The organism is Bacteroidota bacterium, assembly GCA_017303905.1.
GTDB lineage: Bacteria > Bacteroidota > Bacteroidia > B-17B0 > Aurantibacillaceae > JAHEYG01.
The window spans coordinates 197276-220553 of record JAFLBH010000001.1; the positions used below are offsets into that span (position 1 = coordinate 197276).

Here is a 23278-nt window from a genome sequence, read left to right on the forward strand (position 1 = left end):
AAATCGTATTTTAAACGTTATACTAGCCATGAATAAAAAGAATTATAGGTTAATTGCATCTGTAATTTTTTTATTGACCTACGCGTTATCCTTTGCGCAACATACTACCATTAGCAAAAAAGGCGAAGAAAAAGCGCCTGCTCCGGGTAAACATAAAGTGATGATTATTCCTTTTGAACCGCGCATGTACATGAGTGAGGTGGATTATGCCATCAACATGGAAACGAAAATGAGCGGTAAGCAAATTAAAAACACATTTCGTGATGGAATGAATGAGCAATTGTACAAAGCTTTCAAATCACAGCACTTGGTGGTGGACATGATTGATGATACAGTTAAGACGAAGAAAGATTTAGAAAACATTTATCAGTACCTCAATTATGCTTACATGAAAGTACCTGATCAAAGCAATTACACTCCGCCAAAAAAAGAAAAGGAAGAAAAGAAAATTGAAAAAGGACAAATCGTTGTGGGCACCGATAACGAAAAGCGTTTCATGAACGCGAAGATTACCAACGCTACACTTGTTCCTTACTTATATGGTAAATACAAAAGCGATATTTTTGTTTTCGTTAATCAACTCGACATTAAAGCTTCGAACAGCGGCGGGCCCGCAGATGTTGCTGCCGCGTCAGGCTTCAGAAAAATAATTTTACATTATACTGTATACACTTATGATGCGAAAGAAATTAATTCAGGTGTAGCTGAAATTGAATTCCCGGCTAACATCAATAACCCCACAAAAATTATCAATACCTACTTATCGAAAATTGCGCAAACCGTTGCGCAACGTGTGAATTTGGCTTTGGCACCGAAGGGAAAATAAAATTTATTTCACTATTACTTTTTTTACGATAGTTGCAGCATTTATTTAGTGTTGAATTACAATTTTTTTTGTAATTATTGCTTCGCTAGAGACTATTTGTAAATTATAAATCCCTTCACTAATGCTACCAACATCGATATGATTGGTGTATGTAGAACTCAATACTCTTTCGCCAAGCATATTTGTAATTTCTATTTGTGAGTTTTCTATATTAATGTTTCCTGTTTCTAAGCTAATATAATTATTGGCAGGAATTGGAAATAACTTGACTTCGTTCTCAAGTTTACTTTCCGTAATTCCAATTGAACAAGCATTAAAACAAATTTCACGAATACGATCATTGCCTCCATCACTTAAAAAAACATTTCCAGTAGTTCCAATAGTTAAATAAGAAGTCTTAATCTGCGCCAAAGTAGCCAGACCACCATCGCCTGAATAACCAGGGATGCCAGTTCCAGCAATTGTGGAGATAATATTAGAAGTGTTTATTTTCCTTAAAGTTCCATACCATCCATCAGCGATATAAATATTTCCAGCAGCATCTAAAGTTACTCCATTTGGTGAACCTATCTGTGCTAAAGTTGCTAATCCTCCATCGCCTGAATTTCCCATGACACCTGAGCCTGCAATGGTACTTATAGTGCCGGAACTATTAATTTTTCTAATTCGTCCATTAAATCGGTCAGCGATGAAAATATTTCCTAATGGATCAACATCTATTCCGGAAGCGGAGTTAAGCTGTGCCGAAGTTGCGGGTCCTCCGTCACCACTATAACCTGCAAGGCCGTTACCAGCGATTGTAGAAATAACTCCTAACGTATTTATCATGCGGATACGGTTATTTCCAGCATCTGCAATATATATGTTGCCTGAAGCGTCTACGGCAACATCATAAGGCCATTTTAGTTCGGCCGAAATAGCGGGTCCTCCATCGCCAGCATAACCCACATTCCCATTACCAGCTATAGTATTTATAATGCCACTTGTGTTTATTTTTCTAACGCGAGCAAGGTAAACTTCGGAAACATAAATGTTACCTGACGCATCAACCGCAATACCATGAGGTTCAATTATTGTAGCAGAAGTGGCAGGAATCCCTTCTGCCAAAGAAGAACCGCCCCCAGCTATTGTACTAATATTGCCGGAAGGATCTATTTTTCTTACTCTATTGTTTGCATTATCGCAGAAATAAACGTTGCCAAAAGAATCGGTTGTGATATCTGCAGATAAATAAATTTGTGCAGAGATAGCAGGACCATTATCACCCGAATAACCGGCTATTCCTGTTCCAGCGTAGGTATAAATGTTTTGTGAATGAGAATAAAAAACACTAAAACATACCAAGAATATATAAAATAATCTTATCGACATAACACATCCTATACTTAATTGTATTATAATAAAGGTACAATTTTTTACTTCTTTCCAATATACCTAAAAGATTCAGGTCCAGAAGAAGGGATACATGTTAAATACAGACTATCGTTTCTTATTTTACCAAAACAACGAATATTTTTGTTTGTAGAGCTTACGTTATTATCTTTTAGTGTAAAAACAAAAGACCCTTCCGGGGTGTTAATATTCAAAAGCGAATCCTTATCATTTTTTGAGATTACAAGCGTTACATTACTTGTGTCGGAAACCATTCCAGTATAATTCGAATTCGAGTACTTATAAATTCTTTTACAAGAATAATTCCCGCAAAAGGTATCCCGATAATCTTTTGCTGCTTTATTTGAGGGTAAAAGGGTAATTAACCAAACTATAAATACCAAAATTGATTTCATATTTTTCGAATTAAATTGTTAATAAGGGCATTGCGTTGTTGCAGCCATAAAACTTCCGGAACCGTTATCTGTAATAGTTGTTCCTTCATCAAGTAAAACAAAATCGGTTGCCCAAAAATTTATATTGCCGCTTGTATTAATGTTATCGCTGCAACCTGAACCTCCGATGCTAATTGACTGTTTTACTTTACTAACGTATGTGCCTGCGTTGAAATTGCTGCAAAAAGTTGGATTTGCATTGCAGTCAGGAATTAGCTGCCATATTTTTAAATAATTGATTTGATAATAAGCAGGAAATACTGTTGTTCCATCTGGCATTCTACCCGGATCAGGATCAATAGCGAAATTTATTATTGTACAGCATGCGTTTTGAGGCGTATATGTGGGGTCATTTATTATGGCCACAGGAACATCGTCAAAAAACCAAGTCATTCTATTTGGTTCCCAAAACACAGCATATTTGTGTTCATTAGCCATATTTGCTAACCCATTTATTATATTTGAGGCACTCGTTCTTTCGCATGAGTTAATGTCCCGCCAGTGGTAATGCGTGCCTAATTCGGTGCCACTGACAGATTGGTCTCCGTTATTTTCCATAATATCAATTTCATTATATATACCTGCGGTACATGTAGAAGGTGCGCCACCTAAAGTCCAAAATGCCGGCCAAAAACCTTGGCCCACGGGAAGTTTAGCGGAAATTTCAAAATAACCATATTTGTGAGTAAACTTTGATTGAATAACCCCGCTTTGATAATTGTATGGTGAATAATCTCCTAGTGTAAAAGTTATTGGTGATACTGTTTCACACTTAATTGTTAAATAACCTGTATTCAAGGTGTAATTAAGGTTGGCAGGGCTATTATATTCTAAACCGTTATTAACAGGTCCTCGCCATGTATATTGGTTATGCCACAACAAAGGATCAAACGAGTTAAATTCTTCATGCAGTACTAAAGTAAATGTGGGGTCACTCAGTGGTAACTGAGCCTTCATGTGAAGAATACTTATCAAAAATATCAATACTAATTTCGCTCTTAAAATTTTCATCCTTATCGCCTTTACTCAGTTAAAATCATTTTCTTAGTTCCAACTTCCTTATTATTTACAACCAGACTGTAGTAATACATGCCAGGCGCAAAGTCGTTAGCATTTATTGTAATTGAACCCTTACCTGAGCTTGTAATTTTCAGTGTTTTCAATAACTTGCCATTCATGTCAAAAACCAAAACAGATGCGTTGGCATTCCTTTCTGCCACAAAATATTCAATTAAGGTTTCTTTATTAAATGGATTTGGGTTGTTTTGTTTTATGTAGGAACTATTATTGCTTTCATCAGAACTGTTGCTATCCTGAGTAATTATTCTATTATTACCATTTGACATTGCACAACATTGATTCAACTGCTTCTTCAAACTATCAAGTTCAGATTGCTGTTGATTAAAAACATTAATAAGCAATGGGATAAACTCAATGTATTTTACCCCGTATAAACCTGTGGCCTGATCCTTTTCAACTAACTCCGGAAAAACAGTTATTAAATCTTGTGCAATTAAGCCGTATTCAGTTGAAGCAGATTGACTCGCCTTAATGGCTGCAGGAGCGCCTGGCGACAAATTTGACTTATAGTTATAACTTGCCGGCTTTACTTGCTTCAATTTTGCAACAATTGGAGTCAAATTATAATTTATGTTTTGTTTAACACTCTGGTCTGAGGTGAATGTGATTGAATTGCGGGTTAAAATATGGTTTATATAAGCATCGCCTAAATAATTGGTAGAACTTCCCAAATGAAAATACCAATCGTTTTCCGGATACATCCTTGGAGCACTATAAGCCCCTCCCCAATCCGTAATGATATCTGTCCAATTATCAAAACGGGTATTTCCATTTAAACGAGTATTCCCTACTACGTGTAATTTATCACTTGTACTTGTCGTTCCTATAGCCAAGTTTCCATTAGCATCTAAACGCATTTTTTCGCTACTGCCTATAGTGAAACCAATTATATTAATGGCTGGGTGAAATAATCCGGTTTGGTCATTACCGTACCACGTATAGTCTGGTGTGTTGGCTGCTGAAAAGCCATTATTACCCCTAATTCGAGCTGCAGATCCACTTATAGATGAAGTGGAACCTACAACCAAATCGCCTGTAAACTTATGCTTTTCACCACCTCCTGGTGCAGTTGTTGAACCATAAGATACGGCCCCACCACTAAATACTTTAATTTGTGCATTAACTGTAATAGTCAATGTAGAAAAAAGAATGATTAATTTTTTCATAATAAATGCTTTCTACAAATTTCAGTCATTTAAAAAAAATCAGATGACGAAAATCAGATATTGAGATGATTTTCGTCAGGATGTAAGCTTGTGTTTAATTGATAAGACATATTGAATTCATAATGCTAATGAATTCAATATGTATATACTGCTTGAAAAGTAATCCCCTAAACTAAATAGCCAGCGCATCTGCTTCCACAAAAGTACCTCCATCTAGAAAAATCAAATCGCCGACTTTTACCTTTTCGTCGCGGCTTCGAGAAGTGATGCTAAGAGGTCTCGACTCCGCTCGACCTGACATTCATTAAGTAAGAGCATCCGCCACTACAAAAGTACTTCCACCTACAAAAATTAAATCGCCCGCTTTTGCTTTTTTCTTTGCGGCTTCAATCGCTGATTTTACGTTTTCGTAAGTAGTTCCTTTTAATCCGGCTTGAGAAGCCTGAGATGCTAATTCGTTTTCGTTGAGCGCGCGAAGGATATTGGCTTAGGTGCCGAAGAGGAAATAATTAGTATAAATTAAGGCACTTTATTTGTGCCGATATGACTTCAAATAAATCATATTTTTTGAATATAATTAACACAACTTCACCCCTATTGCTTAATGATTTTTATAGTTATAAAAGGATTTCTGTTTCTCTCTAATCGAATGTAATAAACACCTGCATTACCATCAAATTCAAATTCTAAATCCTTTTGTTGGTAAATTTCCCGAATGAAAACTAACTCACCACGTGTTGAATAAATTTTTATAGCAGTAACATCGTTTAAAACAGATGTATTTATTTTTATTTTACCGGCAGTAGGATTTGGATAGAGAAGTAAAGTCGGAATATTTAACTCATTAATTCCTACATTTTGTATTAAGGTACAAACAGAAGTATCCTGACAACCATTTTGCGTAACAATTACTGCGTAAGAACCATTCATGCTTGCGGTAAAAGTTTGGGCCGTAGCGCCAACTATTATTTGATTTAAATTACAATCATACCATTGAAATGTGGCGCCGGTGGCTAGTGCTGAAATAGTTAATCCACTATTTGTAACATTAACATTTGGCTGATTAACCAACAAGTTGGTAACAATAACACTGTCGCACCCTTTTGCCGTAAATAGATTTGATGTATAAGTTCCTGCCGTACTCACCACTGTACCACTAGGCAAGGTGTAAGTATTACCTGCGCAAATGGTAGCATTTGTTGTTGCAGAAAAATTAGGGCTTACAGAAACCACAATTGGGGTCCGGTTTAAGCTTGTATCACAAGTAATGGATTCCGCATAGTAAGTATAGGTTCCTGCGGATAAATTCGGTGTTACAAAATTAGCTCCGGTATTAATAAAACTTCCACCGTTGGGAACATTGTACCATAGTACGTTTCCTTGCGCATTAACAGAAAGCGTTGTTGTATTACCGGCACAAATATTTAACATAGCACTTGTAGTTGAATTAACCGGTGAACTAGGAGCTGTACACTCATATAACATGGAAACAAATGCATCGCCTCCCAAACTTGTAAGAGTGTAAACTGTTGGTGCCGGATCAAAATCGATTGTTGTGTAAAATTGACCGCAATAAATAACTTGATTATCTTTATTTACAGCCATACTCCATGCGTAATCATTAGAAGCCCCTTGTGGTGTAAACACCCACTGTAGTTGTCCGGTTGTATTTAATTTGAAAACAAAAAAATCATAAGAGCTTGCCAAGCTACTTGCAGTATAAGTATTCACTGAGGGATCAAAATCAGTGACTCCAACATGATGACCTACCGCATAAACATCGCCAAGCGAATTGAAATTAACCGATTCGATAACCGTGTAACCGGAAGGGCTTTGATATCCGCCTCCAAAAATAAAATTTCCATTCATGTCGTACTTAGCCAAAAAAGCATCCGCCGTTGAAAGACAGTTTAAAGTATATTGTGCTGCGGAAGGGTCCAAATCACACTGACCTAAAAATGTTCCTCCTACTAAAAGGTTATTTCCTTGGCATGAAACTGAATTAATTTGACTATTGCCTGTGCTTTGGATAGTTTTGGCCCAAATAAAATTACCGGCACTGCTTAGTTTTAAAATAAAAGCGTTTTCTGAACTACTTCCACTTGTTAGATTGAAAACAGTTGGGCCAGGATCAAAATCGACAGTACCAACAAAGTAGCCTGCAATAATAACATTATCCGAATTATCAATAGTAACCGATTCTGAATAGTCATAAGATGTACTTCCAAATTTATGCGCCCACAAAAAATTACCGGAGTTGTCGAGTTTTAAAATAAAGCAATCGTAGTTTCCGGCTGTACTTAAATTATAAACCCCTGTTCCGGGATTAAAGTCAACCGTAGCGCTATTAAAATAACCTGTAATAATAACATTGTTATTCTGATCTAAACTTAAACCGTAACAGTAGTCTTGTAAAGTACCGCCAACTTTCTTAGCCCAAACAAAATTGCCGGCCGCGTCTAATTTCATCACAAAACAATCGTATTGCCCCGAAGATGATAATGTATACGTTCCAATTCCCGGATCAAAATCTGCTACGCCCTGAAAGTAACCACATATATAAACATTTCCTGCATTATCTGTTTTTATGCTCTTTCCGTATTCGCCGGAAGTTCCACCAATTTGCTTAGCCCATATAAAATTCCCCGCCGAATCAGATTTTTGAACAAACACATCTCCGGCAATTGCTGTTAATGTATATTGTCCCGGACTACTATCGAAATCCGCAGTTCCATGAAATAAACCTGTAGTGTAGACATTATTAAATTTATCAGTAGTTACAGCAAAATTAATAACAGGATTTATATTTGAAAATTGATTTGCCCATCCAAAGGATTGTGAAAATACAGTTGTAGTCAAACTAATAAAACCTATTATAGCTAATTTATACACTTTCATACGCATTGAATTGAGCTGTCAAATTAAACCATTATTGTAAAAATAAAGATGCCAATTAACAGAGTCAGTAAATTGCTTAATATATGTGGGCTTTGAATTAATAGTATATAAATAGATGAATTAAAAAGACAATTATTATCTTTATAGTGAAAATGCGTTACTTAATTGTTTCAATCATATTACTGCTTTCGATTAAGCTAAAAAGCCAATCAGATTTACCTGAAATAAGTAAATACGAAGCCAAGTTCGAATCGATTTTTACCTTTATTAAAAATAATGATACCATAATAGCTGCCTCAAAATCTTATCTTGAAAATTCTTTAGATTCTGCAGCTAACGAACCTCTTTTAAAAAATTATTTGAAATTATTACTTGCTCGCACATATAGAAAGGAAAACCCTAAAAGATCCAATGAGTTGTTGGATGAAGTAAAACTATTTTTAAAGCAAAACAAATATTATATCCATTTGCAACTTACCTATAATGTAATAAAAGCACGGATTCTTTATGAAATAAATCAAGATTGCAAGTCTTCTTATAATCTTTATCAGGAAAACAGTCCAAAACTTGCATTTTATAAATCTCTTGACAAATATTGGAACATAGAAAACGAAACCAAAACAGGTTTAATACTATCTTTGCTGTGTTTAGGTAAAGATCAACAAGCACTTGACTCTCTTAAAATATTTGAAAAAGAAATAAATCCAATAGAAAACCTAAAAGAATATGTATTCGCCTTAAGTACTATCGGATACATCCATACAAAATTTAAAAATTACAAAGACGGTACAATATATTTTAAAAAGGTAATTGAATTATTAGAAGACAACAAAGATTTAGTCAGTAATTATTTTGCTGCTCTTAATAACCTGGCTTATATATATCGTACAACAGAAAGGTACTCAGAAAGTATTGAGCTTCTTCAAAAAGGCTTAAAGAAAGCCAGGAGTGTTAATGACGTAAACAATACCCTTCTTATTACAAACAATCTTGGTTTTAACTTCTTACAAATTAAAAATTACAAAAGTGCTGCGCTATTAGGAGAGCAGGCACTGAGTAAAAGCATCTCAAACGAGTACAAATTTCATAAAGCAAATGCCAATAGATTGCTTGGCCACACTTATTACTTTACCGGAGATTATCATAAATCCGAAATGCATATTGATTCAGCAATCAGCTATTACAGAAACATCAAGCAAATAGAGAATTACAGAAATTGTTTGAATATTAAGGCAAAGTTATACTTAATAAAAAAAGACTATGCTGCCGCTTCAATTATAAATAATGAAATTATTGGATTACTGGATAGCGTTAATTTAAGTAAACAATATGAGAGTTTACAAAAAAATCTTGTTGAATATGAGTCAGAAAAAAAAGATGCAGAAATCACCATCCTATCTCAGAAAGACGAAATCAACGCGTTAAAAATTAAGCAACAAAATTTATCCATAAGATACTTAGTTGCCGGAGTATTACTTCTAACAACCCTGGCTTTAATCGTAGTAATATACCAAAGAAGAATTAATAAAATCAATACACTCACATTAAGATCAAAATTGGCAAGGGCTCAATTTAATCCGCACTTTATCAACAATGCACTTGCCGGAATTCAAATCAATTTACTTGATTATAACGATGAAAACCTAATAAATCATGTTTCATCAGTTTCAAAACTTACACGATATATTCTTGAAAGCACTTTTAGAGAGGAATGGACACTTTCTGAAGAAATTCAATTGATTAATCTTTACATTGAATCACAACAATACAGACTTAAAAATAGTTTCGATTTTAATTTCAAAATCGAATTAAATCAAGAAAGCTTAAACACTTATATGATTCCAAGCGCTATCACTCAGATACCATTGGAGAACACTATTATTCATGGAGGATATGATAAAAATAATGGGGGGAAAATTGAACTTACCCTTTCCTTAAAAGAGAAAAGCATTTGTATCTCGATTACAAACAACATACTTGCTCCTGAATCCTCTAAAGTAATGTCAAAACCTAAAGATTCAACCTCAAGAGGTTTAGAGTTAACCAAAAAAAGAATTGAAACCCATTGTAAAATTCATAATTCCGAAGGTAACACCTCCATTATTATAGAAAATGAAGCTGCACGGGTTGAGATGTTACTTCCGATTATCGTTTCGAAAACGACGTAATTTTATCAATTTATTTACTTATCAATAATACTTCCTTTCATATTTGTCTATATCGCTCACTTAATCTTAATACTAGAGTAGGTATAAAATCGTCGATTTTCGCGTAGCTTTCGCGATTCGACTCATATTCTTCTAAAATCTTTTCCATAACAGGAATGTATTTAAAACCCCTCTCCACAACACATCGATTTCTATACTTATTTGTTTGACTATTTAATCCGAGTGCTTTCATTATCTTAATTTCACCTAACCGAACCAGGTGCTCTTCAAAACAAGTTATCCAATCCATATAACCCTGTCGCTTCATGTCTCGCTTTAACTCCTTCGTAAAAAGAAATTCAATTTCTTTGACTTTATTTATATTGATTTTGTTTTCTCTTAGTGCTTCATGAAAAAAAGAATGTCCCAATTCGTGCATAGCCATTTCTCTAAAATAATCTTCGTTCGAATAGCCAAACTGAAACGAGTCCCATTCGCATATTGAATCTGATTCCAATTGTGGGTTTGAAGTAATCAACTGAAAAACACTTATTCCCTTTTCATTTGGAATGGTTTTCGATCGACCAATTCCATTAAACGAGAATGCAGAAACAATAATGTTGTAGGAATTCCTTTCTCGTCCATAATACTTTTCCATCTCTAATATATAATCTTCCTTTATTGAAAGAGTACTTATTTCTTTCATGATTCCTTCATAGATAGGCCTTGCTTCAATTTTTATAAACGAATCTAATTTTGAGTCAACAAAAAATTTACCGACAGAAATAGAAAAATCATTAAATGTTTCCCTTAGATCTTTCTTGCTTTGTATATCATTAACATAATAGGGGATTGGGTAATCTGTGTATTGTAAATAAGAGGGCAGCTCATCGTGAAACAACGCAAGATCCACATCATACAAATCAACCAAATCATTATCCAGTAAAGAATTTAATTTGATTACTGCTTCATGATTTTTAAAAGCATCGAATTTTCTTGTAAGGGAGCGTGCCAAAGTAGCTCTTGGCAATGGGTTCTGTTTGAAAAGAGATTCTCCAGCTTTCGAAAGATTAAAAATTAGGCACAAGGTTTCTAAATTTAAGCTATACCCTATCTTAAGCTTAGATTCCTTTGTGCCCTTTTGTGTTTGCTCCGCTGTTACTTCAGAACGCGAACACGAATTAAAAATCAAACACGGGATAACTAGTAATGGTATTAATTTAAACAGCTCCTTAATTTTAAGATTCATAATTAATTTAAATAATCTTAAAAAGAAAATTACTGCTTCAAGCACTTCAACAATCTCTATTCACAATCCAATTCTGTATAGCTACCCATACTTGAATATTTAAGTGGTCCATATGAACCATTAATATAATCCTGATGAAATGTAATATTTACATGATTACAAGATCCGTTTGGTAATACCACATAAAACTCAATATCTATTCGCTTATACTCAGGCACACCTAAGTAATTTTTCTCAACTGTCCATTCACTGTCTGTAATTTTCGCCTTTTTAAAAGTATAAATCCATTTCTCTTCTTTCGACTTTGTATTCATTATGCTTAATGCTTTTGCAACCACTGTTTCATTTACCATTCCGGCCTTAATATCGGCCCATTTTACACCGTATTTAAATTTTTTACCGGGTAAAATATTTAGATCAAATTCTCCAACAGCTATTGGTACAACTGTTTGTACTTTCGAATAAGCATCGGCATCACCAATTAGTTCTAAACGCATTTTATGCACCCCCGGCTTTAATTTGTTTAATGAATCAATTACTGCAAACCATTGCTTTTTGTCTCGTTTTTCAACACTCCAAATAATGTTCGAATAAAATGTAGTTATGTTTGACTCCAGAGATTTAGTGCCGCTATGATTTCTATCTGTTTTTACAAGAAATTTTCCATCAGCATATAAATTCATAACATAGTACGAATAGGGGTTGTTAGTTGGCTTATTCGTTGAGTCTCCATTCTTATAAACAGCGTAATTACAAACTGAAGTCGGCAAATATACTCTCCCATAAATAGCAGCCGAATTATTATCAAAAGATGTTTTGAAATAAGAGATATCTGTATTCTCCCTTTTTATCTCCTTATCTGAAAATAAAATTTTACCTGCGTTTTGTTCATGAAACTTTGAAGTAAATCCTTCGTCTTTTACATAATACTTTGATGTTTTATCCCATATATAAACGTAGTTTCTTTTGTTTTTATCGTCCTGAATATTTAGATCACTTTGCTTAAACATTGAGGTTGAATTCGAAATATAATTTACCACATCATTGTTTCCGTTGCTTGACTTTGTTAAGTAAGAGTCTATTAATGAATTATTATCATTTGTAATATTTAAAGAACCATAGAATGTATCATCACTTTCTTTTTCATTCGGATTAAGCGCTATATACTGTGATTTGCAATAAACACTTAAAGTGATTATCGACCCTATAATAACTATTCTTTTCATGATGACTATTTTTCTACAATTACTTTTTTGAAAGCTTTTCTTCCATCTTTATCAACCAAAATCAATATATAATGTCCTTCTTCCGCTATATGAATAGATAGTTTATTTGATGTCATTTCAAATTCTTCAATCCGTTGACCCAGCATGTTAATTAATTCAATTCTCTCTATTTCTGTATTACTATTTACCAAAACGGTTCCACTGGTTGGATTTGGGTAAACGATTACTGAATTTTTAAATTCTAATTCATGCACAGAATTACATATGGATACTTGAACTGTAAAAGTATTTGATGACGAGCAACCTGAAGTTGTACCTGTAACACTATATGTAGTTGTTAATGTTGGGCTCACTACGATGCCTGAGTTGGTACCTCCCGTTGACCATGCATAACTACTCGCACCGCTCGCGGTAAGAGTTGCGCTTTGTCCTGAACATAATGTGGATGTGCTTGGAGTGATATTTATTGTTGGGGTTGGCGTAACAGTAACCGTAACTGTTCGATCTGAATAACAATTTGAATTCATTCCGGTAACACTATATGTAGCAGTTGAAGTTGGACTTACTACAATAGCAGAATTTGTACCTCCTGTTGACCATGTATAACTACCCGCACCGCTTGCTGTAAGTGTTGCACTCTGTCCTGAACATAAAGCAGACGCACTTGGCGTAATAACTATTGTTGGGCTTGAAGTAACTGTAACAGTTATTGGCGTCCTGGAAGCACTTGCTCCGCACGCTGTATTACTTTGCGCATAATAGGTAAATGTTCCTGCCGTTAGGGTTGGGGTAACATAACTCAATCCATTATTTAAAACTGTTGTTGATGTTGATGTTGAATGCCAAGTTACAGTTCCGGTAGATGTTGTTGTTAAAGTGGTGCTATTACCTGAGCAAATATTCAGTAAAGTCGATGAAGTTACATTAACAGGAGCACTTGGTGCAATACAAGCTGAAAGTTTTAAAATGAATCCATCTGTGTTACCGGCTGTTTGCATTGTATAAGTAGCAGCCCCACCATCAAAATCTGAATTACCATTAAAGCTACCACAAACATATATTGCATTGTTAACACCATCGAACCAAACTGACCCCGCAAAATCAGTTAAATTTGTCCCTCCAATTTTTTGAGCAAATAAGAAATTACCGTTTGCATCTAATTTTTGTATATACAAATCGCTATTGGTTGCTCCGGCAGACAATAAGAACGTTCCTGTTCCAGGATCAAAATCGCAATTATTTCCTCTAAATTCTCCTGCACTGAAAACTTCTCCAAGGGAATTGACCGCTATGCCAAAACCTGTATCGGCCAATCCGCCGGCAGTAGTTGAAGTACCCATTCTTTTAGCCCATAAAAAACTTCCGGTAGCAGAATACTTCGCCACAAAAATATCACTTCCACCTGCTGATGTCATACTGAAGGAAGATGCACTTGGATCAAAATCAACACTACCTTGAAAATAACCGGTAACGTAAATGTTTCCTGATGCATCTACCTCAACATCTTCTATCTTATCCGAATTAACACCTCCAAAATTAAATGCTGAAACAAAATTTCCGGATGTATTTAACTTTAAAACAAAAGCGTCTTGTACACCATTTGAAATTAAATTAAATGTTCCGGCTCCCGGATCAAAATCTATTGTGCCTGAAAAATCACCTACTATAACCAAATTCCCCGACGCATCAAAATCAATATCTTCTGCTCTATCGAAATCTGTACCTACCGGTGATCCATAAGTTCTTACCCAAGAAAAAACACCAGTAGTTGTGAGCTTTAAAATATACATATCAGGGGTACTAGTATTTGCAACAGCCGTTACACTTCCTGCTCCCGGATCAAAGTCAACTGTTTGTGTAAATTCACCTACTACATATACGTTCCCGCTTGCATCAACTAATATCTGATTCGCGTCTTGACTGCCTGCTCCTGCTAAACGACCGGCCCATACAAAATTACCGGTGCTATTCCACTTAGAAATAAACACATCTTCCGATCCTGCAGAAGTTAAGTTAAATGTACCCGCCCCCGGGTCAAAATCAACTGTGCCATTAAAAATTCCGGCAATATAGAGATTCCCTGTTGCGTCAATGGATATACTATGTACTCTGTCTGTTCCTGTTCCACCAATAGTTCTTACCCATTGAAATACACCTGATGAATTTAGTTTGACTACATAGCCGTCTGTTCCTCCTACTGATGTAACGTTACTTGTTCCTACACCGGGATCAAAATCAACCGTCCCACTAAAACCACCTACTATATAAACATTACCTGTTGCATCAGTAATTGAATAATAACTTGCGTCAGCGGCAATACTTCCAAATTGCTGTGCCCAGGCAAATGATTGCGACTTTGTAACTTCTACAACAAATACGAATGCAATAACTGATAATAATTTTAAATACTTTGATTTCATAGTAATAATATTTAAAGCCAAGTTATCTACTTTAAACTTAGGCGTTTTTGAAAGTATATGGATAATACGCTTTAGTTAACGGATACGTGATTTCATTTAATACTTGTAATCCATTAATTTATAATTATCCTTTGTAAGGAAGATTTCCCAGAAACTGTAGTGACACGAATTAAATAAATCCCGGTATTTAATGATAATGAAAAACTATCTGCTTCATCCCCTCTATTTTCAACTTTTAAATTGCGCCCGAGCATATCAAAAACTTCTACTTTATTTAGAATATATTTTTCACTCTTAATATATATTATACCGTTTATGGAAGGATTTGGGTATACAAAAATCTCAGGTTCTAAACTCAAATCTTCAACCGAGCTGCATATAGATACTTGCACAGTTGCCGTTTTTGCAGAAGTACATCCGAATAAGATACCATTCACAGAATAAGTTGTATTTGTAGTTGGGCTTACAACAATGCTTGTATTTATGCTGCCGGTTGACCATGTATAACTACCTGCGCCACTCGCTGTAAGTGTTGCACTTTGTCCGGAACATAAAGTAAATGTACTTGATGATATATTTACAGTAGGGCTAGGATTAACTGTTACTGTAATTGGAGTTCTTGTTGCACTCACACCACATGAAGTATTGCTCTGGGCGTAATATGTATATATTCCTGCGTTTAAAGTAGGCGTATTATAACTTAGTCCACTATTGATAACTGTTGTAGAAGTAGATGTGGAGTGCCAGGTTACTGTACCGGATGCGGTAGTTGTTAGTGTTGTACTATTGCCTGAACAAAGTGTCATTAGTCCTGAAGCTGTCGTGTTCACAGGAGCGGGAGGAGCGGCGCAAGATGATAATTTTAATACATAACCATCTGCACTGCCGATTGGTTGCATTGTATAGGTATTGGCACTTCCGTCAAAGTCTGAATTACCTCGCCACGCACCACACGCATAAACTGAACTAGAAGATGCATCATAGTTAATGCTCCCGGAAAAATCATCGAAATTGAGATCACCAATACCATGAGCAAAAAGAAAATTACCATTCACATCAAGTTTACTGAAATAAACATTTGAATAACTTGAACCTGGATTTAAAATTGTGTAGGTTGCCGTTCCCGGATCAAAATCAATATTAGGCCCCTTATATAATCCGGTAGTAAATACTTCTCCAATTGGAGTCACTGTAATCCCATATCCTGAAGTAACACCATTTAGACCACCGCCTCCAAATTTTTTCGCCCAAACTAAACTATTGGTGTTGTCATATTTAGCAACAAAAGCATCAGCAACTCCTGTAGCGCCTAGAGTATAGGTACCGGGGCCCGGATCAAAATCTACTATAGCACTGTACATAACACCAGTGACATATACTCTGTTTGAAGCATCTACGTCGATATTCAGTATATCATCGTTGGCTGAACCTCCAATACCAAATGCAGTTACAAAAGCTCCTGATGAGTTAAGCTTTAATATAAAACCATCACTACTTATTGATGTTAAATTAAAAACCGCGGTACCTGGGTTAAAATCAACTGTACCAAAGAAGCTTCCGCCAATTACCATATTCCCTGAATAATCGAATTCTATATCCCTACAATAATCATTACCGGATGTTGATCCTATTTGCCTAACCCATGTATAAATACCAGACGAACTTAATTTTAAAATGTATCCATCATATACGTTACTTGTTATTAGATTTACCGTAGAAGCACTTGGATTAAAATCTACAGTTCCTGTAAACGCACCAACTAAACATACACTACCCGTAGATGGCTCAATGGCAACTTGCTTACAAATAGAAGCCCTGTTGTTAATAGCCCATAAAAAGTTACCTGCAGAATTTAATCTAACTACAAAGGTGTTAAAAGAAGTTGTTGAGCCGCTTAACGTATAGGTTGTAGTACCGGGATCAAAATCAGCAACGCCGCGAAACACACCTGCAATAACTATATCCGCTGTGTTATTATCAACTGTAACGCTATAAGCCTCATCAATATCTGTACCACCAAACTTGCGAACCCACTGAAAGTTTCCTGCTGAGTTAAGCTTTACTAAATAAGCATCTGTCATACCCGAAGAAGTAAGATTTGTCGTTCCGGGACCCGGATCAAAATCAACGGTACCGTTAAATCCACCCACTATATATACATTCCCCAAATTATCTGTTGTTGAATAAAAAGATGCGTCTCCCGACCCTCCACCAATTTGTTTAGCCCATTGAAAATTTTGAGACTTGAATTTATTTATTGCAATAAGCGCAATGAAAATTAACCAGAATATCCTTCTTGACTTCATTTTGTCTTTTTTTAGCGAATGTAAAAATTGCATTTGGCCTTATTCCTTTTAATATATAATAACATACTTCGAGTTAATATAATAATGGTGATGATTAATAAATGTTTATTAAATTTGATTTGAATAACTGTCTGCCATGAAAGCATTAATATTAGATGATGATATAGCCCATGTAGGATTCATTAGTGGACTTTTAAAAAAGTATTTTCCTCAATTCAATTCAATAACAGAAATGACTTCTGCGGAAGAGGTATCAAAAAATCTCTTACTTGAAACTTATGATCTTTTACTTTTTGATGTTGAATTACAAAACAATGAAACCATTTTTGATTATATAGACACATTTAATATATCAGGCACCAAAGTAATTTTTATTACCGGACACCCTGATTATGCTATCAAGGCCATAAAAAACAAAGCCATTGATTACATTCTGAAACCGGTTAATATTAACGAATTTAAGACCGCGATTAATGCGGCTTTGCAAGAAATTACAATTAATTCCACAGAAGTAAACACAAAGACAGTTGCAGAAAGTCAAAACAAAAACTTAGTGATTAATGAACTCGAACAAATTAAAATAATGTCGCTTCACTCTATTGAATATTTTGAGGCCGAAGGACCATATACTAAAGTTTACCTAACTGATAATAGCGTTATAACTTCTTCCAAGAACTTAAAATACTATGAAGAACTAACAAGTAAACATGGTTTTTTTCGTGTGCACAATTCTTATTTAGCAAATGTTCTACACATTAAACAAATTCTTAAAAAAGACGGATTAACATTAGAAATGAAATCAGGTAATAAAATTGATGTTTCGTTACGAAAAAAAGAAGATCTTTTTAATTATTTAAATCAGATGCAAGTAAATCATTTGTAGATAATTCAAATAAATCGAACATAGAATATCTAAATAGCCAGCGCATCCGCCACCACAAAAGTACTTCCACCTACAAAAATCAAATCGCCTGCTTTTGCTTTTTTCTTTGCAGCTTCAATCGCTGATTTTACGTTTTCGTAAGTAGTTCCTTTTAATCCGGCTTGAGAAGCCTGAGATGCTAATTCGTTTTCGTTGAGCGCACGTGGAATATTCGCCTTTGTAAAATAATATTCCGCCTTTTTCGGCAACATGGATAAAACTTTCGAAACGTCTTTATCATTCACCATGCCAATTACCATGTGCAATTGTTTGTGCTTAATGGTTTCAATGTTTTTTAGTACTTCATTGATGCCATCTTCATTATGTCCGGTGTCACAAATAATGAGCGGCTTTTCATTGATGGTTTGCCATCTTCCGCTTAAGCCCGTCAATTTTACCACTTGCTTTAATCCTTCCGAAATATTTTCTTCACTGATAATAAAACCACTTTCTTTTACAAAATCCAAAGCAGTGATGACACCTAATATATTTTTCAATTGATACGTTCCGCTTAAATCCAATTGATACGTTACCGAATGATTATCGTTTCTATTCACTAATGTAACTTTGAGTCCGTCCAAATTTTTTTCCCAGCTGCCCAATTTGTAACGTTTATCTGCAAACACGATGGGAGATTTCAATTGTTTAGCCTTTTCATTAAAAACAGGCGCTACTTCCGGTTGATATTGCGAAATCACAACGGGAATTCTTTCTTTAATGATGCCGGCTTTTTCTCCTGCAATTTTCACCAGCGTATCTCCTAACAAATTCATGTGATCAAAACCAATATTAGTAATCAAACTCACTATAGGTTTAATAACATTGGTAGAATCCAATCTTCCACCCAAGCCTACTTCAATCACCGCCACATCTACTTCCTGATTCGCGAAATAATCAAAGGCTAAACCAACTGTCCATTCAAAAAAAGAAGGTTCAATTTTTTCAAAAGCTTCTTTATGTTTTTCTACAAACTCAATAACATAATCTTTAGGAATAAGCTTTCCGTTGATTTTAATTCTCTCTCTGAAATCCACCATGTGTGGCGAGGTATACAATCCCACTTTGTAACCTGCCTTTTGCAAAACCGCCGCCAGCATGTGAGAGGAAGAACCTTTGCCGTTCGTGCCCGCTACATGGATGCACTGTAATTTGTTTTGCGGGTTACCGAGCTCCTTGCAAATAGCAATGGTATTATTTAAATCGGCTTTATACGCGGCAGCGCCAACGCGCTGAAACATGGGTAAACGCGAAAAGAGATATTCCAGCGTTTGAGAATAGTTCATTTAATTAAATGCAAATACGATGGTGATTGTTCCTTTTTGTTCTTCAAATTGTCCGCTCACATTAAATTTTGTTGCCAATGCAGCCTGACGCGCTTTGGCTTTTAATACCGCGCTTGAAGTAGTAGTACCACGACCGTTAGGATTGGCTTCCGTCACATTTCCTTCTTTATCTACTGTAATCTCTACCACTACTTTTCCTTCTTCCTTAGTATCCTTTGGTAAGCTAGGAGGTTTAACAATTGCGGCTCCTTTTAAATCAAAGCTAAATTTTTTTCCCTTTCCTGTTCCATAAGGACCTTCTCCAGAACCTGGGCCAGGACCGGTGCCATCGTCAGACCCACCACCTGTTCCACCGGTGCCATTCGTGTTAGGGTTTCCATCCGGACTTCCTTCGTTTCCGGCTTGTCCGCTATTGCCATCACCGCCGCCGTTCTTTCCTTTATTCTTATTAAACTTTTCGGCGAGCAATTCAGCTGCAGTTTTCTCGCGAGGCTTTTCTACTACCGGTTTAATTACTGTTACGTTATTCTGTGTTTTCGGTTTATTGTCTTCCACCTTCACATCTTCGCCGTCTTCACTTGTATAAACAGTTTCGTTATTGCTGTTTGTTGGCGGAGGGGTTGTCTCCGTTTGTTCAACCACGCTCGTCGCATCTCCAATTCCGTTGGATTCAACATTTCCGGTTCCTTCGTTATAAGTTCCAAAATTAATCTCCATTCCACCGCCGCCGCCTACAACTTCAGGGAAAGGAGGATTAGGTGTGATAATGGTAAACCAGATAAGAAAGAGCAATACCAAAGCCATAATCGCTGCAGAGATGAGTGCAGAGATGGTGCGATTTTTATTTTCTTCGGAGGCGCTTAAGTACATGATTATTGTTGAGAGTTAGAAGGTGCAGTGGCACAAACCATTTTACATTTTAAACGATCACCAATTTGCATCACATCGATAAAATCCTGGTAAACTAAATCTTTATCAATATGTAATACAATAACCGGTTCCGTTTTCCCTGCAATATTTTCCAATAAAAGCGTTTCCAAATTTCCAAAATCAACTTCCTTACTATTTACAAAATACTTACGCTCTTTTGTAACAGCTAAGTGAATTGGTTTTTTATTATTGTCGATGGGTTTGTTTGCTTTCGAGCTTGGTAGATTTACCTTCATGGCATTCGGACTAACCATGGTAGATAAAATCAAGAAAAACAGAAGGAGGAAGAACATGATATCGTTTAACGAATCGGTGCTCACCTCAGCTTCTCTATGCATTTTTTTACGTAATCCCATTTTAATTTAATATTTCCCGCAGATTTCGCGAATCATCGCAGATAGGTTAAAACTATTTTGTTGGTTCGTTCAGCATATCTAAAAACTGAATTTGTGCTTCTTCCATGCGCACAGATATTTTATCGATGCGGGCATTTAACCATTGGTAAGCTACGAAGGCTAATACACCTACCACTAATCCACCTGCTGATGTAATCATCTTTTGGTATAAACCCGTTGAGATAACTTCAATTTCTACTGTTTTTGCCAAAGCGATATCGTAGAAAATTTTAATTACACCAAAGATGGTGCCGATAAATCCGAACATTGGCGCGATTCGGCCTGTAATATTCAGGATACTCAGGTTTTTTTCGAGTTTACTTAATTCGTTAGAACCGCTTTGATTCATTGCCTCACGGATTTCTTGCACTGGCTGACCGATACGAGAAATTCCTTGCTCGAGCATTAGCGCCTCCGGTGTATTTATGGCTTTGCACATGCTGCGCGCATTCGCGAGATTACCTGTATTTATAAATTCTTTAATTCCTGAGATTAAAGTCGGATTTTTCTTAGACGCTTTGGAGATAATCATTAAACGCTCCACCAAAACATAGATGGAAACTGCGAAAAGTAATCCCAAGATAACCATTACCGGTCCACCTTTCATCACCATATCAATCAATGAAATTTTAGTCTCGGTAACTTCAGGAGCTGCATTTTCAACGGTTTGAATTCCTGTATTAGCTGCGGCTAATGAATCGCTTGCGGCTACGGCGTTAACAGCATTTATACCTGCCTGTAAAATAAAGTTTAGCATCAGAATAGTTTTTTACGAAATTAAATCTTAAAGAGGCAGGTAAAATTTATGCCATAAGGTGTTTTAAACAGAGGTATGTTTATATAACGGGCTTGTAAAGAATAGTTACAAAAAAAGCCGTTAGATATCTCTAACGGCTCTCACACAAACAAACGGCGAACAGATTCGCCATCGCGAATTCACCTCGCAACAAACACCTATTCCTATTTTAATTTAAACGCAATAGGAATATTATAGATCACCTTTACAGGCTTCCCGGCAGCGTTTTTACCGGGTTTTTTGAATTTGGGAATTTTATTGACTACCCGCACTGCTTCTTCATCGCAGCCATAACCAATTCCCTTTAAAAGTTTAGAACTTTCTATTTCTCCTTTTTCATTAATAATGAAAGTTACGTGTACGGTTCCACCAACACCAGCGTCTTTCGCTAACTCAGGATAAACAATGTTGCTGGCTAAAAAAGCGCGTAGAGCATTAAAGCCTCCCTCAAATTCAGGTTCTTGAACCGGAAAGGCGGTAGGTTGCTCAATCACATCCGGTACAACATTAGTTACAGCCGTTTCAGTACCTGTTCCGGTAAGATTATTGGCATTTGGGTCGCCTTTTGGATCACCAATTGGATTAATATTATTGTTAGTTACACCATTTTGCTCGTGCTTAACAGTATCCGAAATATTCGTTGAAAGCTCCGTAGATAAAATGGCTGCCGGTGCTTTTTTGGTTGGTGGTTCCGGTTGCTTTTTTTCCGGCTCCGGTGGTGTACCATCGTATGGAATGGTAAATGTAGTATCGTTAGTTCCAACGTATACCGAAATTTTTTCTTTTACATTACGGTTAGCAATATAAATTCCGACTGACAATAAAAAAACAGTAGATACAACGTAAGAAAGTACTTTAATTAAAGTGGCATTATATGCCGAACGGAGTGCGTATGCGCCGTATTCTTTGTTGCGATTGGCAAAAATGATATCGTTCATTTTTTGCGCATTGTTGAATGTAATTTTCATAACCTTTGGTTTTAGAGTTAAACAATTTGATAAGGGCCATGTAAATTAATTTCATTCGCTTTTTCTTTAATGTAAAATTAGATGATCATCTGCAAACACTAAAGCAGGTTTAAACAAGTGGTACAGCTTGTTTTTTAACTGGGCGCTTTTGATGGATAGGTGTAAAACAAAAAATCCTGCCGGGGCAGGACTTTCTGTGTGTTTGTGTGTGTGATTAATTGAAAATGAAACGGTCTTTTAATTCAGTTTCTTTCTCAAAAATGCAGATGGTTTGACGGAAAGTATTGATGAGATATTTCTCCTTCTCGTTAACATCATCTTGTGAAATCAGTTGATACTTTTCTTTAGCTGATAATTGCAACAAATTAGCAATATCAAATATGCTCGCTGTTTTAAATGAGTCGTAGTCCAGAATTTTGTTTTGCGTTAAAGATAAGTACTCCATGGCGAGTTCTTGCAGGTAGGTGCTCACCGTTAGTTTCTCTTCTTCGTTATACTGAATAATAGCGGCACCGTATAATTTTGGTTTTAGTTGCGATGAATAATCCATAATGCTAAATACATTCACGCCTTCCACCAAAATATCCATCTCACCGTTCTCTTCCACCTTCAATACTTTTTTAATCTTTACTTCAACTCCATGCGTTTTAATTTTTCCGTTAACCGAAAACGGTATGCCGAAATGCGCTTCGTTTTCCAAACAATCATTAATGAGTTGTTTGTAGCGTTCCTCATAAATATGCAGCTTTACCGTTTCGCCCGGTAACACCACCATATTAAGTGGAAACATTGGTATGGTTAATTGTTTAATAGCCATGTGAACCTCCCTTCTTTCTATAC

The 23278-nt window shown here is 35.8% G+C and carries 17 protein-coding genes; 3 read left to right on the forward strand and 14 right to left on the reverse strand.

What is annotated here, in order from left to right; genetic code table 11:
- Nucleotides 1-28 precede the first annotated feature (28 nt).
- A complete protein-coding gene (locus J0L69_00900; protein ID MBN8691716.1) occupies nt 29-826 on the forward strand; it encodes a hypothetical protein in 798 nt (265 codons plus the stop codon).
- 45 nt (nt 827-871) lie between these two features.
- On the opposite strand, the gene J0L69_00905 is transcribed toward J0L69_00900, so the two are convergent.
- From J0L69_00905 to J0L69_00920, 4 genes are all read right to left on the reverse strand, one after another.
- Entirely contained in the window at nt 872-2197 is a 1326-nt protein-coding gene (locus J0L69_00905) for a T9SS type A sorting domain-containing protein (protein ID MBN8691717.1), read from the reverse strand.
- 434 nt (nt 2198-2631) lie between these two features.
- Nucleotides 2632-3663 carry a glycoside hydrolase family 16 protein gene (locus tag J0L69_00910; protein ID MBN8691718.1) on the reverse strand — a complete coding sequence of 344 codons (1032 nt, stop codon included), beginning with the start codon at nt 3661-3663 and terminating at the stop codon, nt 2632-2634.
- An 11-nt stretch (nt 3664-3674) separates the two neighbouring features.
- Complete coding sequence (locus tag J0L69_00915; protein MBN8691719.1) at nt 3675-4898, reverse strand: tail fiber domain-containing protein; 1224 nt, start codon at nt 4896-4898, stop codon at nt 3675-3677.
- A 594-nt stretch (nt 4899-5492) separates the two neighbouring features.
- Entirely contained in the window at nt 5493-7802 is a 2310-nt protein-coding gene (locus tag J0L69_00920) for an SBBP repeat-containing protein (GenBank protein ID MBN8691720.1), read from the reverse strand.
- Between the two features lie 146 nt (nt 7803-7948).
- On the opposite strand from J0L69_00920, the gene J0L69_00925 reads away from it, so the two are divergent.
- Nucleotides 7949-9964 carry a tetratricopeptide repeat protein gene (locus J0L69_00925; GenBank protein ID MBN8691721.1) on the forward strand — a complete coding sequence of 672 codons (2016 nt, stop codon included), beginning with the start codon at nt 7949-7951 and terminating at the stop codon, nt 9962-9964.
- A 37-nt stretch (nt 9965-10001) separates the two neighbouring features.
- Here J0L69_00925 and J0L69_00930 read toward each other — a convergent pair whose 3' ends face one another.
- The 4 genes from J0L69_00930 to J0L69_00945 all read right to left on the reverse strand — a co-directional run bounded on the left by J0L69_00930 (nt 10002) and on the right by J0L69_00945 (nt 17144).
- Nucleotides 10002-11237, reverse strand: coding sequence for a DUF4932 domain-containing protein (locus tag J0L69_00930; protein MBN8691722.1), 1236 nt, complete (start codon nt 11235-11237; stop codon nt 10002-10004).
- Nucleotides 11238-11248: 11 nt separating this feature from the next.
- Entirely contained in the window at nt 11249-12418 is a 1170-nt protein-coding gene (locus J0L69_00935; protein ID MBN8691723.1) for a hypothetical protein, read from the reverse strand.
- A gap of 5 nt (nt 12419-12423) precedes the next feature.
- Entirely contained in the window at nt 12424-14838 is a 2415-nt protein-coding gene (locus J0L69_00940; protein MBN8691724.1) for a T9SS type A sorting domain-containing protein, read from the reverse strand.
- Nucleotides 14839-14951: 113 nt separating this feature from the next.
- Entirely contained in the window at nt 14952-17144 is a 2193-nt protein-coding gene (locus J0L69_00945) for a T9SS type A sorting domain-containing protein (GenBank protein ID MBN8691725.1), read from the reverse strand.
- 136 nt (nt 17145-17280) lie between these two features.
- On the opposite strand from J0L69_00945, the gene J0L69_00950 reads away from it, so the two are divergent.
- Nucleotides 17281-18027: a response regulator transcription factor gene (locus J0L69_00950; protein MBN8691726.1), complete on the forward strand. Its 747-nt coding sequence runs from the start codon at nt 17281-17283 to the stop codon at nt 18025-18027.
- Nucleotides 18028-18056: 29 nt separating this feature from the next.
- Here the strand turns inward: J0L69_00950 and J0L69_00955 are convergent, their stop codons facing one another.
- The 6 genes from J0L69_00955 to J0L69_00980 form a co-directional block, all read right to left on the reverse strand.
- On the reverse strand, nt 18057-19349 hold the full coding sequence (locus tag J0L69_00955) for a bifunctional folylpolyglutamate synthase/dihydrofolate synthase (protein MBN8691727.1): 1293 nt from the start codon (nt 19347-19349) through the stop codon (nt 18057-18059).
- The gene (locus J0L69_00960; GenBank protein MBN8691728.1) at nt 19350-20219 is read right to left on the reverse strand and encodes an energy transducer TonB; all 870 of its coding nucleotides are present in this window, start codon (nt 20217-20219) and stop codon (nt 19350-19352) included.
- Nucleotides 20220-20221: 2 nt separating this feature from the next.
- Nucleotides 20222-20635, reverse strand: coding sequence for a biopolymer transporter ExbD (locus tag J0L69_00965; protein ID MBN8691729.1), 414 nt, complete (start codon nt 20633-20635; stop codon nt 20222-20224).
- Between the two features lie 52 nt (nt 20636-20687).
- A complete protein-coding gene (locus J0L69_00970; protein MBN8691730.1) occupies nt 20688-21431 on the reverse strand; it encodes a MotA/TolQ/ExbB proton channel family protein in 744 nt (247 codons plus the stop codon).
- Between the two features lie 203 nt (nt 21432-21634).
- Nucleotides 21635-22438, reverse strand: a complete 804-nt coding sequence (locus J0L69_00975) for a TonB family protein (protein MBN8691731.1) — start codon at nt 22436-22438, stop codon at nt 21635-21637.
- A gap of 214 nt (nt 22439-22652) precedes the next feature.
- Nucleotides 22653-23228: an LON peptidase substrate-binding domain-containing protein gene (locus J0L69_00980; protein MBN8691732.1), complete on the reverse strand. Its 576-nt coding sequence runs from the start codon at nt 23226-23228 to the stop codon at nt 22653-22655.
- Between the last annotated feature and the right edge of the window lie 50 nt (nt 23229-23278).

Bases quoted from the DNA above. Each gene is read 5' to 3' on its own strand.
- J0L69_00950 (MBN8691726.1), top strand. From the start codon at position 17,281: ATGAAAGCATTAATATTAGATGATGATATAGCCCATGTAGGATTCATT.
- J0L69_00965 (MBN8691729.1), bottom strand. From the start codon at position 20,635: ATGGGATTACGTAAAAAAATGCATAGAGAAGCTGAGGTGAGCACCGAT.
- J0L69_00915 (MBN8691719.1), bottom strand. From the start codon at position 4,898: ATGAAAAAATTAATCATTCTTTTTTCTACATTGACTATTACAGTTAAT.
- J0L69_00900 (MBN8691716.1), top strand. From the start codon at position 29: ATGAATAAAAAGAATTATAGGTTAATTGCATCTGTAATTTTTTTATTG.
- J0L69_00955 (MBN8691727.1), bottom strand. From the start codon at position 19,349: ATGAACTATTCTCAAACGCTGGAATATCTCTTTTCGCGTTTACCCATG.
- J0L69_00935 (MBN8691723.1), bottom strand. From the start codon at position 12,418: ATGAAAAGAATAGTTATTATAGGGTCGATAATCACTTTAAGTGTTTAT.
- J0L69_00910 (MBN8691718.1), bottom strand. From the start codon at position 3,663: ATGAAAATTTTAAGAGCGAAATTAGTATTGATATTTTTGATAAGTATT.
- J0L69_00920 (MBN8691720.1), bottom strand. From the start codon at position 7,802: ATGCGTATGAAAGTGTATAAATTAGCTATAATAGGTTTTATTAGTTTG.
- J0L69_00970 (MBN8691730.1), bottom strand. From the start codon at position 21,431: ATGCTAAACTTTATTTTACAGGCAGGTATAAATGCTGTTAACGCCGTA.
- J0L69_00940 (MBN8691724.1), bottom strand. From the start codon at position 14,838: ATGAAATCAAAGTATTTAAAATTATTATCAGTTATTGCATTCGTATTT.
- J0L69_00975 (MBN8691731.1), bottom strand. From the start codon at position 22,438: ATGAAAATTACATTCAACAATGCGCAAAAAATGAACGATATCATTTTT.
- J0L69_00905 (MBN8691717.1), bottom strand. From the start codon at position 2,197: ATGTCGATAAGATTATTTTATATATTCTTGGTATGTTTTAGTGTTTTT.
- J0L69_00960 (MBN8691728.1), bottom strand. From the start codon at position 20,219: ATGTACTTAAGCGCCTCCGAAGAAAATAAAAATCGCACCATCTCTGCA.
- J0L69_00980 (MBN8691732.1), bottom strand. From the start codon at position 23,228: ATGTTTCCACTTAATATGGTGGTGTTACCGGGCGAAACGGTAAAGCTG.
- J0L69_00945 (MBN8691725.1), bottom strand. From the start codon at position 17,144: ATGAAGTCAAGAAGGATATTCTGGTTAATTTTCATTGCGCTTATTGCA.
- J0L69_00925 (MBN8691721.1), top strand. From the start codon at position 7,949: ATGCGTTACTTAATTGTTTCAATCATATTACTGCTTTCGATTAAGCTA.